Source organism: Ewingella sp. AOP8-B2-18 (assembly GCF_052376015.1).
In the GTDB taxonomy this organism is placed as follows: domain Bacteria; phylum Pseudomonadota; class Gammaproteobacteria; order Enterobacterales; family Enterobacteriaceae; genus Ewingella; species Ewingella allii.
The window spans coordinates 1-12,622 of sequence record NZ_JBQSVB010000008.1 but is presented as its reverse complement, the minus strand read 5'-3'; the positions used below and the strand labels follow the sequence as shown (position 1 = coordinate 12,622).

General features: G+C 53.2%; 15 protein-coding genes. 8 read left to right on the top strand and 7 right to left on the bottom strand.

Annotated elements, in window-relative coordinates:
* Positions 1-4 precede the first annotated feature (4 nt).
* On the top strand, positions 5-832 hold the full coding sequence (locus tag ACT3RR_RS15840) for an AraC family ligand binding domain-containing protein (protein ID WP_485903383.1): 828 nt from the start codon (positions 5-7) through the stop codon (positions 830-832).
* Between the two features lie 62 nt (positions 833-894).
* Here the strand turns inward: ACT3RR_RS15840 and metQ are convergent, their stop codons facing one another.
* Together metQ and ACT3RR_RS15830 are read right to left on the bottom strand one after the other, a co-directional pair.
* Positions 895-1,719: a methionine ABC transporter substrate-binding lipoprotein MetQ gene (gene metQ / locus ACT3RR_RS15835; protein ID WP_353504219.1), complete on the bottom strand. Its 825-nt coding sequence runs from the start codon at positions 1,717-1,719 to the stop codon at positions 895-897.
* Between the two features lie 202 nt (positions 1,720-1,921).
* Positions 1,922-2,851 carry a LysR family transcriptional regulator gene (locus tag ACT3RR_RS15830; protein ID WP_353504220.1) on the bottom strand — a complete coding sequence of 310 codons (930 nt, stop codon included), beginning with the start codon at positions 2,849-2,851 and terminating at the stop codon, positions 1,922-1,924.
* 143 nt (positions 2,852-2,994) lie between these two features.
* On the opposite strand from ACT3RR_RS15830, the gene ACT3RR_RS15825 reads away from it, so the two are divergent.
* Positions 2,995-4,428 carry an MFS transporter gene (locus tag ACT3RR_RS15825; protein WP_496200665.1) on the top strand — a complete coding sequence of 478 codons (1,434 nt, stop codon included), beginning with the start codon at positions 2,995-2,997 and terminating at the stop codon, positions 4,426-4,428.
* Positions 4,429-4,448: 20 nt separating this feature from the next.
* Here ACT3RR_RS15825 and ACT3RR_RS15820 read toward each other — a convergent pair whose 3' ends face one another.
* Entirely contained in the window at positions 4,449-5,165 is a 717-nt protein-coding gene (locus ACT3RR_RS15820; protein ID WP_496200664.1) for an alanine--tRNA ligase-related protein, read from the bottom strand.
* 218 nt (positions 5,166-5,383) lie between these two features.
* On the opposite strand from ACT3RR_RS15820, the gene ACT3RR_RS15815 reads away from it, so the two are divergent.
* Positions 5,384-6,337, top strand: coding sequence for a bifunctional helix-turn-helix transcriptional regulator/GNAT family N-acetyltransferase (locus ACT3RR_RS15815; RefSeq protein WP_496200663.1), 954 nt, complete (start codon positions 5,384-5,386; stop codon positions 6,335-6,337).
* Here ACT3RR_RS15815 and ACT3RR_RS15810 read toward each other — a convergent pair.
* The gene (locus tag ACT3RR_RS15810) at positions 6,315-6,929 is read right to left on the bottom strand and encodes a TetR/AcrR family transcriptional regulator (RefSeq protein WP_496200662.1); all 615 of its coding nucleotides are present in this window, start codon (positions 6,927-6,929) and stop codon (positions 6,315-6,317) included. The two genes, ACT3RR_RS15815 and ACT3RR_RS15810, sit on opposite strands and share 23 nt — an antisense overlap.
* 47 nt (positions 6,930-6,976) lie before the next feature.
* Positions 6,977-8,176, bottom strand: a complete 1,200-nt coding sequence (locus ACT3RR_RS15805; protein ID WP_353504225.1) for an MFS transporter — start codon at positions 8,174-8,176, stop codon at positions 6,977-6,979.
* Between the two features lie 366 nt (positions 8,177-8,542).
* Between ACT3RR_RS15805 and ACT3RR_RS15800 the strand changes: the two genes are divergently transcribed.
* On the top strand, positions 8,543-8,881 hold the full coding sequence (locus tag ACT3RR_RS15800; RefSeq protein WP_441655923.1) for a type II toxin-antitoxin system PrlF family antitoxin: 339 nt from the start codon (positions 8,543-8,545) through the stop codon (positions 8,879-8,881).
* Positions 8,882-8,893: 12 nt separating this feature from the next.
* Positions 8,894-9,310: a type II toxin-antitoxin system YhaV family toxin gene (locus ACT3RR_RS15795; protein ID WP_353504227.1), complete on the top strand. Its 417-nt coding sequence runs from the start codon at positions 8,894-8,896 to the stop codon at positions 9,308-9,310.
* A 152-nt stretch (positions 9,311-9,462) separates the two neighbouring features.
* Here the strand turns inward: ACT3RR_RS15795 and ACT3RR_RS15790 are convergent, their stop codons facing one another.
* On the bottom strand, positions 9,463-9,600 hold the full coding sequence (locus tag ACT3RR_RS15790; protein ID WP_353504228.1) for a hypothetical protein: 138 nt from the start codon (positions 9,598-9,600) through the stop codon (positions 9,463-9,465).
* A 131-nt stretch (positions 9,601-9,731) separates the two neighbouring features.
* On the opposite strand from ACT3RR_RS15790, the gene ACT3RR_RS15785 reads away from it, so the two are divergent.
* The 3 genes from ACT3RR_RS15785 to ACT3RR_RS15775 all read left to right on the top strand — a co-directional run bounded on the left by ACT3RR_RS15785 (position 9,732) and on the right by ACT3RR_RS15775 (position 12,131).
* Positions 9,732-10,046 carry an E492 group microcin gene (locus ACT3RR_RS15785; RefSeq protein WP_353504229.1) on the top strand — a complete coding sequence of 105 codons (315 nt, stop codon included), beginning with the start codon at positions 9,732-9,734 and terminating at the stop codon, positions 10,044-10,046.
* Positions 10,047-10,216: 170 nt separating this feature from the next.
* Complete coding sequence (locus ACT3RR_RS15780) at positions 10,217-11,353, top strand: FAD-dependent oxidoreductase (RefSeq protein ID WP_496200661.1); 1,137 nt, start codon at positions 10,217-10,219, stop codon at positions 11,351-11,353.
* Positions 11,354-11,408: 55 nt separating this feature from the next.
* Positions 11,409-12,131: a GntR family transcriptional regulator gene (locus ACT3RR_RS15775; protein ID WP_496200660.1), complete on the top strand. Its 723-nt coding sequence runs from the start codon at positions 11,409-11,411 to the stop codon at positions 12,129-12,131.
* Here ACT3RR_RS15775 and ACT3RR_RS15770 read toward each other — a convergent pair.
* A complete protein-coding gene (locus ACT3RR_RS15770) occupies positions 12,118-12,558 on the bottom strand; it encodes a GNAT family N-acetyltransferase (RefSeq protein WP_496200659.1) in 441 nt (146 codons plus the stop codon). The genes ACT3RR_RS15775 and ACT3RR_RS15770 overlap by 14 nt on opposite strands.
* Positions 12,559-12,622 lie beyond the last annotated feature (64 nt).

Below are 12,622 nucleotides of genomic sequence, written 5' to 3'. Positions count from 1 at the left end.
CGTCATGGCTCAATCGGTGAGTAAGCCTGAGCAAGTGCGTTACTACCGCCCGGAGGATATTCCGGGCATGGTGCTGGGTGAGGCGCACTTCACCGATTTCAGCTTTGAGCCGCACTTCCATCTGGATTACCACATTGGCTTGATCAGCGAAGGCGCGCAGCGGCAAAAGTTCTCAGGGCAAACCGGGCTGCTGGGCGCCGGGCGTATCTCAATTATGCCGCCCGGCGAGATCCACACCGGCACGCCGGAAAACAATAATGCCTATACCCTGCGCACCTTCCGCGTTGCTCCTGCTTTGCTCAATAATCTGGCGGAAGAGTTTTCTGGCCGCCACCGGCCATTGGCCGTCGGCGCGGGAATTATTGAAGCGCCGGATCTCAGTAAGCACCTATCTGTACTTCATCAACTGATGGCGCAAAAGAGTGATACGGCAGGGCATTCGTTTGACGAGCAATATTTGGCCGCGCTCGAGCCGCTGTTTATTCAGCTAAAAGTCACGAGGCCGGTGGAGACGCAGCAGGGCCTGTCGAGACGCCAGTGGGGAGAGATTGAAGCTTACTGCCACGCGCATCTGGCGGAGAAAATTTCACTGAGCGAGCTGGCGGCGTTGTGCGGGTTGAATCGATTTCAGTTTCTGCGCTGTTTCAGCAAACACACCGGCATGACGCCTTATGCCTGGCTGAAACGCCTGCGGCTGGAAGTGGCCTGTAGCCTGTTGGGGCAATCAGGAAGAAGCATTGCGGACATCGCGTCCGCAGTGGGTTTTTATGATCAAAGCCATTTCAACCGCGCGTTCCGCTGGGCTTTCGGCGTCGCGCCTTCTCACTACTAGTTATATAGTCAGATAAATCAATAAGTATCATGGAATCCTGAAATCTCAGGATTCCACAATCATCACCAACCTTTTACTGCATCACCGTGATAAATCTTGTCGGCGGCAGCGGCAACTTCATCAGTTTGATAAGCCTTAACCAAATCCTTCACCTTCTGGCTGTCTTTATTGTCCTCACGCGCCACAATAATGTTCACGTAAGGTGAGTTTTTATCTTCAACAAACAGGCCATTCTTAGCTGGCGTCAGGCCGACTTGGCTTGAGTAGTTGGTGTTGATGATGGCCAGGTCGATTTTGTCGTCGTCGATGGCGCGGGTCAGCTGCGGCGCTTCAATTTCAACAATTTTCAGGTGTTTTGGGTTCTCGACGATATCCAGAGAAGTCGGCAGTAAGCCCACGTTATCCTTCAGCTTAATCAAACCCTGTTTTTGCAACAGCAATAGAGAGCGTCCCAGATTGGTGGGGTCATTTGGCACGGCAACCTGCGCGCCGTCTTTCAGCTCGGAGACGGATTTGATTTTGCGCGAATAGCCTGCGATTGGGTAAACGAAGGTGTTGCCTACAGCCGCCAGTTTATAGCCACGCTCTTTAATCTGTTTTTCCAGATAAGGGCCGTGCTGGAAGGAGTTGGCGTCGATATCGCCGCTGCTCAATGCTGAGTTTGGCAGCACATAATCGGTGAAGGTGACGACTTCCACGTCGAGATTGTATTTCTCTTTGGCGACTTTTTTGACCGTGTCCCACAGCGGCTGGTCAATACCGGCGCTGATGCCGACTTTGATGTGGTTGTCATCTTTCTTCGGGCCACAGCCGCTAAGGATCAGCGCGCTTGCCAAAGAAACTGTTAATAAAGAAGCTTTTACCGCGTGTTTGAGAGAGGTGCGCATAGACAATGTCTTTCCTTAAACTATAAAAAACAACCAAAATGAAGGTGCCCGTCGGGCTAGTTTTGTGGCGTGAGTTTTTCAAACCCCGCCCTCGCTGGCAAATAAGAAAAAGACATAACCTATGCATTAAAAATGCGAGACTTTTTTCAGACTTTCAGCCTGTAAATTCAAGGGTATAAATTAAATACTTCGGCGGTGAGAATCAGCCGGGAGCCAGTCGCCGACAAACGTTGAGCACCAGCTGCCGCAGCCAGCGATGGGCGGGATCCACTTCAGATCTCGGGTGCCACATCTGCGAGATAGTGATTTCTCGCGTTTGCACCGGCAGTGGGAAAGAGCAGAGTTTGGCGAGCTGGCCGTCAGTTTGATTAACGGACTGATTAATCAGGAATGATGCCGGGACGTGAGCCACCAGGTCTGAGGACTGAGCAATCGCCAGCGCGGCGGAGAAGCCCGGCACCACGGCGGCAATTTTGCGGGTAAAGCCTAGTTCGGTTAAGGCCTGATCCACCGGCCCGGTGATGCCTTCGCGGCGCGACACCAAAACATGACCGAAAGAGGCATAGCGCGCCACGCTCATCTTCTCCTCTTGGGCCAGCGGGTGGCCTTTGCGCACCACGCCGACAAACTTATCGCGAAATAGCGTCTGCAAACGGATCTCCGGCCCCATTTCGCCCAGCACGCCAATTTCTAAATCTACCCGCCCTTCCCGCAGCGGTTTGGCGCTTTTCTCCGGCTTAGGCAGAAAGCGCAGACAGACACCCGGCGCTTCTGCGGCGGCAGCGGCAATCAGCGCCGCGCCGAACGCGGTAATAAAACCGTCATTGGAGCGTAGAGTAAAGGTACGCTTTAGCGTGGCAACATTGAGCGCGGTGGCCGCAGGGCGCAGCACGGCGCGGGCTTCCAACGCGGCGTTTTGCGCGCGTTCGCGGATCTCTTCGGCGTAGGGCGTGAGCACCATCTGCCGTCCGGCCCTTACTAGCAGCGGGTCGCCGGTGACGGCACGCAGGCGGCTGAGGGTGCGGCTCATCGCCGAGGCGCTGAGACTCAGGCGGCGAGCGGCGGCGGCGACGCTGACTTCATTAAGCAGCACGTCGAGGGCGATAAGTAAATTGAGATCGGGTTCAGTCATGACGCGCGTTTTACTCCAGAGTCAGTCAAAGTGAGAAGGCGTCTGGTGCAGGTTATAAGTGCAAATGCTGCGCCTTCCGCCTTATCTCAGCGACGAGTATATTTGCTTCATCGACAACTTAATACGAGTGGTAAAGGCTATTTATGGAATTATTCTCCAACCGACCCGGTGACGACGGCCTGCCCGGCCGCGACCGTTTCTTCGCTATGCTAACCGTGATGACCATGGCGGCGATGGTGGTGTTCGACGGCTCGATGGTCAATATCGCCCTGCCGCAAATCGCGCGCTCGCTCGAGGTTTCCGCCGCCGCCGCCGTTTGGGTATCGAATGGCTACCTGCTGTCTGCGGCGATGTCGCTGGCTATCTTCGCCGCCCTCGGCAGCCATATTGGCTTTCGCGCCCTGTTCAGCGGCGGCCTGATCCTGTTCACGCTGGCGTCGGTGGGCTGCGTGTTCTCTTCCTCGCTGGACATGCTGATCGCTATGCGGCTGCTACAGGGGATTGGCGGCGCCGCCACCTTGAGTATCGGCCCGGCCATTTTGCGCACCGTGTTCCCTAATCGCCTGCTGGGAAGAGTGCTGGGCGCGAATGCCCTGCTGATCGCCGCCAGTACGGCCGTTGCCCCGATGCTCGGCGGCACCATCCTCGCCGCGCTAAGCTGGCAATGGCTATTTGCGATTAATATCCCACTGGGCGTCGTGGCGCTGCTTCTGGCTTTGCGCGTGGTGCCGGGCAAAACCAGCACGGTTCGCCATCCCTTTGATGTCGCCGGAGGGGCGCTGTCTGCCATCACGCTCGGCGCGCTGATCATGGCCGCGAATAGCTTTTCCCATGCGGACAACGGCCATTTTTCATCGCAAACTCTGCTGGACGCTTTGGCCTACGCCGTGGCCGCCATTGTGGCCGGGATAGCCTTTGTCTGGCGTCAGCGCCGCGCGCCCAAGCCTCTGCTGCCTCTAGGCATGTTCGCCTCATCGCGCTTTTCTCTGGCGGCGCTTACCTCGTTGGCGTCCTTTGTCAGTCAGGGCATCACCTTCGTCGCCCTGCCGTTTCTGTTCCAAAACGTTTATGGCTATAGCGCCTTTACCTCGGCCCTGCTTTTCACCCCGTGGCCGATTGGCATTATCCTCGCCGCGCCGCACGCCGGGAGGCTGGCCGACCGCCATTCCCCGGCGGTAATTTCAACCATTGGGCTGGGGATATTTGCGCTGGGACTGATTCTGCTCTCTTTGCTGCCAGAACAGGCGGCGATGTGGGATATCTGTTTGCGCAGTCTGATATGTGGCATCGGGTTTGGCTGCTTCCAAAGCCCCAATAACCGCGAAATGCTGGCCAACGCCTCGCGCGAAAACAGTGGCTACGCCTCTGGCGTGTTGGCGATTATGCGCACCTTCGGGCAGTGTCTGGGAACGGCACTGGTAGGCGTTATTTTGTCGATTTCACTGAGCGACGCGGCGCATGAAGCTCAGGCGATTCATTTCAGTTTGTGGGTGGCGGTGATAGCCACGGCTCTGGCCATTGTTGTCAGCCTGAGCCGCATTAGAAACACTCACCACCAGCCACTAAAAGACGCCTAAAAGCCAAGCCGCACGGGTGTTCAGGCAAATTCGTAACTGATTTTAATCCGCTCTTTAGCTTTGATTTTTCGCAGTTCCAACCCCCGTAATGCCTGGGTGGTGGCGGCATGTGTGCCACCACAGGCTACCGGCACATAGTCGCCCAGACGCACAATGCGCATCTCTTCGTTTTGCGGAATAGACCCCGCCAGCTCTGGCCGCAGGCGGGCGATTTCATCAAAAGACATACTTTCAATGGTAACCGGCAAATCCTGCTCAATTGCCTCCGCCACCTTGCTGCGCACCTGCTCCAGCAGCTGATCGGCGGCTAAGGTACTGTTTCCAGTGAATTCCACATAGGCACCCGGCAAAAAGTGGTGGCCCTTGGCTGGCACCAAAGAGGGCATCAGAGTTTCCACCACGTGGGCAATTAAATGCCCTGCCGTATGGGCCAGCGACGCCCTGCGGCGGAACTCAGCGTCAATAGTTAAGGTCGCGAGCTGACCGATGTCGAGACTGACTTGGGGATCTACCAAGTAATGGTGCACTTCCTCGCCATGATTCAGCGCCTGGCGCACCAAATGGCTTTGGCCATGCTGGGTCACACTGCCGTGATCCGACATCTGCCCGCCTCCCTGAGGATAAAAAACCGTCTGCTCGACCACAAAATAGCGCCCTTTTTCATCTTCGCCGGTGTGCAAGATTGGGCTTTCACAGGTGATAAGTTCAGGTTGAGTCCGGCTTAAAATGCGCGTCATGCGATGTTCCTCTGGTTTTTATAGGTGATTTTTTAACTGCAAACCTGAGTATGGCGCGGCTAAAAGGAGCTGGATTGTAAAAAATTGCACGGTAAAAGATTTTCAAATTCGCCGAGTGCGATTTGCAATAGCCTTTAGGTGAGACATTCCCAAACGATATTGACGACTCCTTTGCTATATGGTTGTATAATACAACCATATTTCAGAGATCGATTTCCATGAGTTCAGCCCCCAAAATAGTTGAAGAAATCCGCGTTGCTTCCCGCAAAATGGTGCGAGAGTTGGGTTTTATGCATAACACGCTGGCCGCCACCCAATACTCCCCGTCGGTGGTCCACACCCTGCTCGAAGTGGAAAACCATGGCTCCATGACGGCGGCGCAGCTGGTGCAGATTTTAGGGCTTGAGAAGTCGAGCGTCAGCCGCATGCTGACTAAGCTGGTGAGCGCCGGTGAGCTGGAAGAAACGCCATCTACCGACGACGCGAGGATCAAGCAGCTTACCCTGACGGCGCAGGGCAGGAAAACCGTCGAAAAAATCAATAGTTACGGCAGCCAACAGGTGATCGCCGCCCTGCAAAAGATGAATCCCCACCAGCAGCAGACCGTCTCACAAGGGTTGAGATTTTATGTCGAGGCGCTAAAAGCCTGTCGCCAAGAGAGCGAGCCGGAAAGCAAAGATCAGGTAAAAGTCATTTGTGGCTACCAGCCCGGAATGATTGGCCGCATCACTGAAATGCACGGCAGTTATTACGCCAGAGAACATAATTTCGGCAGCTTTTTTGAAGCCAAAGTGGCGGCGGGTCTGGCGGATTTTACCGGACGTCTGGATAAGCCGGGCAATCAGATTTGGCTGGCGATGCAAAATGGACGCATTGTCGGCTCGGTGGCGATTGATGGTGAAGATCTGGCGAATGACGATGCCCACCTGCGCTGGTTCATTCTTGATGACGGCTGTCGCGGCAGCGGCGCGGGTAGAAAGTTGATTGCCGCCGCGATGCAATTCTGCGATGAACAAGGTTTCCCGGCGGTACAGCTGTGGACATTCAACAAACTCACCGCCGCTAGGCGTTTATATGAGTCCTTTGGCTTTGAACTGGCGAAAGAGTGGCAAGGCGATCAGTGGGGAAGCACTATCACTGAGCAGCAGTTTACTCGGGCCAAACGCGCATAGCATTGTCGACCAGCGCCATCATGGCCTCTTTCGACGCGCCCTCTTTGGCTTTGATCGACATGCCATTCAGCAGGGTACTGAAGAAGCTGGCTAAGGCGGCGGGATCGGCAGTTTTCGGCACATCGCCGTCGACCACTCCCAGCTCTATGCGGCCTCTGAGAGCGCATTCGGTTTCAAAGCGCGCGGCCTTAACAGCCCTTTGCACTGGCGAGGTGGACGGGCAGGAATTCACCGTCGAGACCACCAGCATGCAGCCCGGCGGGTTTCCTGGGCTGACATATCGCTCGGCGGCTTGCCGTAAAATGCGCTCAATGGCGGCCTTGGCGGTGACTTCTTTACAGGCTTCCACCTGATAATTGCCCGGCCCTTTGATATAGCGATCCACCGACTCAAGAAACAGCCGCTCTTTATCTCCAAAGGTGCTGTAGACGCTCGGCGTGGTGATTTTCATCGCCTCAAGCAGTTCGGCCATCGACGTCGTTTCATAGCCATGCAGCCAGAACAGGCGCATGGCCTGCTCCAGCACGGCTTCGCGATCGAAAGACTTAGGTCTGCCGCGTTTCTTTAATGTGGAAGATTTATCTGTGTTCATAACTCCGATTCTAAAAGATGCCCCCTGACGCAGCAAGCAGCGACCTATCAGACCCGCACGGCGGGCCGCGGCCGGGTGAAAAGCACAATGACCGAGGCCAGCAGGGCAAGAACTCCGCCGAGCATAAAGGCACTGCTGGTGCCGATACTGTCAGCCAGCACGCCGCCGAAGAACGCGCCGCTCGCCAGTGAAATCTGGAAAATAAATACGATCAATGAGGATCCGGTTTCAAACTGCTCAGGCGCGGCCTGATAAACCCAGATATTCAAACATACTGGCATAGCGCCAAACGCCAGCCCCCACATAACAATCAGGAAGGATGCCGTCAGCGCGCTGTCGCTAAGCTGGGAAGCGCCGACCACCGCCACACCCATGAGTAGCAAACAGGCCAAAAGCGTGTGCTTCACGCCGACGCTCTTCACCATCACTTCCGTCAGGAAAGTCCCGACCAGTCCCGCAAGACCATAAGCCATGAGTAATAGAGAGAGATCTGACGCCGATAACCCGAGCTGAAAACGCAGCCACGGCTCGAGGTAGGTATAAGCCGAGAACTGCGCGGCGGCCATGAACAGCGCGATGATCAGCCCATAACGCACGCCGGAGATCTTCGCCACGCTAAATAGGGTGCTGGCTTTTATCGACTGTCTGGCCGGGAGCGAGGGCAGCGTCGCCCATTGCAGCAGAAAGACTCCGATGGCCAACACCGTATTGAGGGTAAATGCCATCCGCCAGCCAAGAATATCGCCGATAAATGCCCCAGCGGGCACCCCGGCGACAGTCCCCACCGCCACGCCCGCCGAAATCAGCGAAGTGGCTCTTGCTCCCTGCTCTTCAGGCACTAGGCGGCGGCCCGCAGGAATGGCAAAAGACCAAAATCCCCCAACGGCGACTCCCAAAATGATACGACCGATCAGCAAAACTCCAAAAGAGGGTGCGAGCATCGCCGCCGCGTTAGAGAAAATCACCAGCGCAGACAAGAACAACAGCAGAGTGCGGCGATTCAGCTGGCGGGAAAACAGTATCAACAGGAGCGCCGAGGCTGCGGCCGCCAGCCCCGGCAGCATCACCGCCAGCCCTGCCCGCCCCTCGCTGACATTCAGCGAATGCGCAATGGGGGTCAGTAAGCCTATAGGCAAGAATTCAGTGTTAATCAAAACAAAGGTGCCGAAGCCGAGCGAGATAACACTCAACCATCGTTTAAATGCAGAAGCGTTAGGCTGGGCGTCCAGGGAAGTGCACTCAGTCATAAAAGGATCCTGAAGGTTTTAAAGTGAGGGAAGCTAGATATCGGGGCTATGAAACGGCATTCAGGGCCAAGCGTCAATAAATTACGTAATGATCATTACGTAATTATTTAGCTGATTATTCGCTAAGTCACTGCCCACGCCTCGCCAACACATCCGCCCTGCTAAAGCTTGCTCCAAAGGGGCTCTGGCGCTATTTCAGCCGCTAAACTTACAGGTTGCACTTACAGGAAATTCTTCCACGTATTAGTATGTTGTAACTAAGCAATTTCAAGGTAATGCGTTTGCATTGTACAATGCAAGTGCATTACACTTTGACCATGCTTTAACCAACAACCTTGCGGATCTTTGAGAGCGGGAGAACGAAACATGGTGACTTTGAAAATGGCTGACGTGTCTCTGCGTGCTGAGTCTCGACTTACCGAACGTAGCCAGACCACGATCCCTGCGTCGATTCGTGATGCACTGAATCTGAAAGCCGGTGAACACATCGAGTATTCCCTGTTGCCCGGCGGGCAAGTTATCTTATCAAGAAAGGACGACAATCAGGACGATCCTGTCGTGGCTCAATTCCTGGCATTCCTTGAAAACGACATGGCGAAAAATCCGCAGCATATCCATGCTGTGCCGGAGGCGTTGTGGTCTGACATTAAGGAACTCACTGCTGGCGTTGAGATTGATTTGGACGCGCCACTTACGGACGATTAGTGGGAGATTGCAGTGGAATCTTTAGAAATTAATGGCTGGAAAATTTATTTTAATGCGTGTTTTACCGAGCAAATTTTAAAACTTCGGCAGGAAGTCAACGCGCTCAAAGCGTCTAATCCGCATGATTATTTTAACAAGCGCCCGACGAAATTGCTGGCGGCAATTATGCAAGTCATCGAGCGCGTGGCTTCAGACCCACTGGGCGCACAATTCAGGCAGGGAAGTACCTTAGGGCCAGAAAACAAGCATTGGTTTCGCGCTAAATTCCTTCAGCAATATCGCTTATTTTTTCGTTGTAGTGATAAACACAAAGCGATTGTTTTTGCGTGGGTGAATGATGAAAAAACAAAACGCGCCTATGAATCCAAAACCGAGGCCTATAAGGTGTTCGAGAGAATGCTCAATGCGGGTAATCCGCCTGACGATTAATTAATCGTATTTTTATTTATATATTTATTTAACTAATGGAATAAATAAATTCATTCATCAAAATAATAAAAAATAAATATTGAGTATAATAAGAATTTGAGGTATTAAAAGAACAAGGGATAATTTTCTTAAGGATCTATTTCATGGACTCATTAGGATTTAATTTTTCGTCTTTTTTTATCTGTATTATGTCTTATGTTATATTTCTCAAAACCAGAGGGAAGAATCTTAGCAACATCAATTGCTTTTTTTTCCTTTTGTTTGCGACCTTTGTTATTTGTTTCTTCCATCCCCTTACAGTTCTTTTTTTTAATAACAACCCATTATTATGGAAGGTTTTTTTGTTCGATTTTTTAGGAACACTTCTAGTGTCGTTAGCATTTAACATTACACTACTTTATTTATATAAAAAGGTGAGAAAATGAAAGAGTTAGAATGGTCCCAACTTAATGTTATATCTGGAGCACAATCCGATATTAACAATGCGAACTCACAATTATTAAATGACATTTCTAGTAATATTGCTTGGGGCGCCGGAATGGGTCTCATAGGTGGCCCGATGGGTGCTTTAGCTGGCGGTGCTGGTGGAGCCTTACAAACAGTAATTCAAGGAGCTTATAAACATGGAAGCGTTAATGTGCAAATGCCACAAGTTCCAATGAGACCAAGCTGGGGAAGTCCCGCCCCTAAACTTTGCAACCCACCAGCTATTACCTCTGGTTGCCCACATTACTAATATCCATAGTTACCTTTAAATAAAGGCCACATAAAAATGTGGCCTTTTCTATAGAGTAGTACAATCCCACGTCATCTCCCCACATAATAAGATTCTGCTGATTTTTGCTTGAAAAACAGCGATGCTAACAACCAGTTAATACAATTGCCATTAGCTGCAAAGGACCCAGAATGAACCAATCAATCGCCATCGTGGGCGCAGGTCTGGGAGGCTTAATGCTGGCCCGGGTTCTTCATCTGCACGGCATTAACGCCACCGTTTTTGAAGCCGAAGCCTCTGCCGATGCGCGTTCGCAGGGCGGTTTGCTGGATATTCACGACTATAATGGCCAGCTTGCGCTTCAGGCTGCGGGGCTTTTCGAGCAGTTTCAGGCCATTATCCAGCGTGGTGCTCAGGCAACGCGCGTGCTGGATAAACACGGCAAGGTGCTGCTTGATGAGCCGGACGATGGCGATGGTGGCAGGCCAGAAGTGCATCGCGGCGATTTGCGTAAGTTGCTGCTGGATTCACTGCCTGAGGGCATGATCCGCTGGGGGCATAAAGTCACGTCAGTCGCGCCGCTAGGCTCTGGGCAGCATCAGCTGACCTTCGCCAATGGCTCGACGTTGGTGACGGATATTCTGGTGGGTGCTGACGGCGCATGGTCGAAGGTCCGCCCTCTCCTCTCCCCCGCCAAGCCAAGCTATGCCGGAGTGACCTTCATTGAAACCTACCTGCACAATGCTAATGAGGATCACCCGGAAAGTGCGGCAGCCGTGGGCGGCGGAACTCTGTTTGCTCTCGAACCAAACCGGGGCATTCTGGCGCACTGTGAAGGTAATGGCACGCTACATGCCTACGCGGCCCTGAGACAGCCTGAGGCTTGGCTCGCTACTGTTGATTTTTCCGTTCCGCAGAGCGCTAAGGCGCAGGTGGCCGCCGAGTTCGCCGACTGGGCACCGGAGCTTACTGCACTTATCACCGACAGCGAAGAAGACGCCGTGGTACGTGCCATTTCCGTACTGCCTGTGGAGCATCAGTGGCAACGGGTTCCAGGCGTGACGCTGCTCGGCGACGCGGCGCACCTGATGTCGCCCTTCGCCGGTGAAGGCGCAAATCTGGCCATGTTCGACGGTGCTGAACTGGCAAAAGCCATCGTCGCGCACCTCGGCGATATAGAAGCGGCGCTGGCCGCCTATGAAAAGGAACTCTTCCCGCGCAGCGCGGCAGCGGCAGAAGAAGCCGCGCGAAATCTAGAATTGTGCTTTGGGGAGGACGCGCCGCACAGCCTGCTGGCACTCTTCACCCAGCATCATGATGCTAAATAAGCTCTGTTTAATGATAAAGTTGGCGAAATAGAATGATTAAATCGGGGCGTTGTTGATGAAAAAGAAGGATTTTATTGCTCAGGACTTGCTGAGTAAAATTTACCAACGCAGCGCCCTGCCGGAAGATCAACGCCCGACCAAGCTTCCCCCCGAACGCCAGCTGGCAGAGGAGTACGGCGCTTCTCGCTTCACCATCCGCAAGGCGTTGGAGAAGCTGGTGGATATCGGCGCGGTGCGGGTGGTTCAGGGTTCTGGGATTTTTATTAATCCCGGCATCAGTAGTAATCCGTTGGTTTACAACTCCATCACCGAGAAGAAATTCGCTGAAATTAGCTTTCGCATGCTTAATCTGCACAAACGCCGCCCGGACAAGGAAGAGCAGCAGATTTTTGGCCTGACGGCGGATGACTTTATTTGGGCTTTTACCCGGCTGCGCGCGGTGAATCAGCACAACGTGCAGATTGAACAGGCCAGAATGCCCTTCAGCCTGTTTACCGATTTAAACCAGAGGGTGATTGAGAGTTCTATTCAACAATATGTGCTGGGCAAGGGCTATCAGATTTCCCACTCCCTCACCCATTACGACGCCGTGATAGTTAATAAAGTGCAGGCCGAGCTGCTCGGCTGTAAGAAAGGCGCGCCAGCGATGCATATCCTTAACCGTGGAATTCTGCGCGACGGCCGGGTGTATGCGTTCAGCGATATTGTCGATATCGATTATTCCTGCACCTATGTTATCCCCTTCAATCAGGATAATTTGGCCTTTAGGCAGACCTGATATAGCCCTGCTTTTGCATTTTTTCTAGGGTTTCACCCTTGGCGCAGACCATGCCGGTCGACAGTAATTCAAAGTCGAGACTCTGGTAAAAACCTATTTTATCCGGCGCGGCATAGATGAAGATCTTGCCGAAGGGCAGCAACTCTTCTCGCACCGCCTCCATGAGCTGCCGACCATAACCTTTGCCCTGCTGATGAGGTGCCACCGCTACGTCGGAAAGATAGCTGCACCAAGTCATATCACTGATTGCTCTCGCCACAGCAATAAGCTTGCCCTGTTCATAGCCAAACCAGCAGAAAGCGCTGTGGCGAAAGGCATTTTCTAAATCGCCCAACTCACGTAGACCTAGACCGGCGGTATCAATCAGCTCGACCAACGCCTGCCAATCCACCTCATTGATACTTTCTTTTCGTTTTAGGGTCATCATCGCGCAGGGTTCCTTAGACTTGATTGAAGGTGTTTGGTAGGAATTTAATGATCATAAGGCTGTT

Excerpts from the sequence above, each read along its gene's own strand:
- ACT3RR_RS15825 (WP_496200665.1), top strand. The coding sequence starts at position 2,995 with ATGGAATTATTCTCCAACCGACCCGGTGACGACGGCCTGCCCGGCCGC.
- ACT3RR_RS15775 (WP_496200660.1), top strand. The coding sequence starts at position 11,409 with ATGAAAAAGAAGGATTTTATTGCTCAGGACTTGCTGAGTAAAATTTAC.
- ACT3RR_RS15830 (WP_353504220.1), bottom strand. The coding sequence starts at position 2,851 with ATGACTGAACCCGATCTCAATTTACTTATCGCCCTCGACGTGCTGCTT.
- ACT3RR_RS15815 (WP_496200663.1), top strand. The coding sequence starts at position 5,384 with ATGAGTTCAGCCCCCAAAATAGTTGAAGAAATCCGCGTTGCTTCCCGC.
- ACT3RR_RS15790 (WP_353504228.1), bottom strand. The coding sequence starts at position 9,600 with ATGGAAGAAACAAATAACAAAGGTCGCAAACAAAAGGAAAAAAAAGCA.
- ACT3RR_RS15805 (WP_353504225.1), bottom strand. The coding sequence starts at position 8,176 with ATGACTGAGTGCACTTCCCTGGACGCCCAGCCTAACGCTTCTGCATTT.
- ACT3RR_RS15770 (WP_496200659.1), bottom strand. The coding sequence starts at position 12,558 with ATGATGACCCTAAAACGAAAAGAAAGTATCAATGAGGTGGATTGGCAG.
- ACT3RR_RS15780 (WP_496200661.1), top strand. The coding sequence starts at position 10,217 with ATGAACCAATCAATCGCCATCGTGGGCGCAGGTCTGGGAGGCTTAATG.
- ACT3RR_RS15785 (WP_353504229.1), top strand. The coding sequence starts at position 9,732 with ATGAAAGAGTTAGAATGGTCCCAACTTAATGTTATATCTGGAGCACAA.
- ACT3RR_RS15810 (WP_496200662.1), bottom strand. The coding sequence starts at position 6,929 with ATGAACACAGATAAATCTTCCACATTAAAGAAACGCGGCAGACCTAAG.
- ACT3RR_RS15840 (WP_485903383.1), top strand. The coding sequence starts at position 5 with ATGGCTCAATCGGTGAGTAAGCCTGAGCAAGTGCGTTACTACCGCCCG.
- ACT3RR_RS15820 (WP_496200664.1), bottom strand. The coding sequence starts at position 5,165 with ATGACGCGCATTTTAAGCCGGACTCAACCTGAACTTATCACCTGTGAA.
- ACT3RR_RS15800 (WP_441655923.1), top strand. The coding sequence starts at position 8,543 with ATGGTGACTTTGAAAATGGCTGACGTGTCTCTGCGTGCTGAGTCTCGA.
- metQ (WP_353504219.1), bottom strand. The coding sequence starts at position 1,719 with ATGCGCACCTCTCTCAAACACGCGGTAAAAGCTTCTTTATTAACAGTT.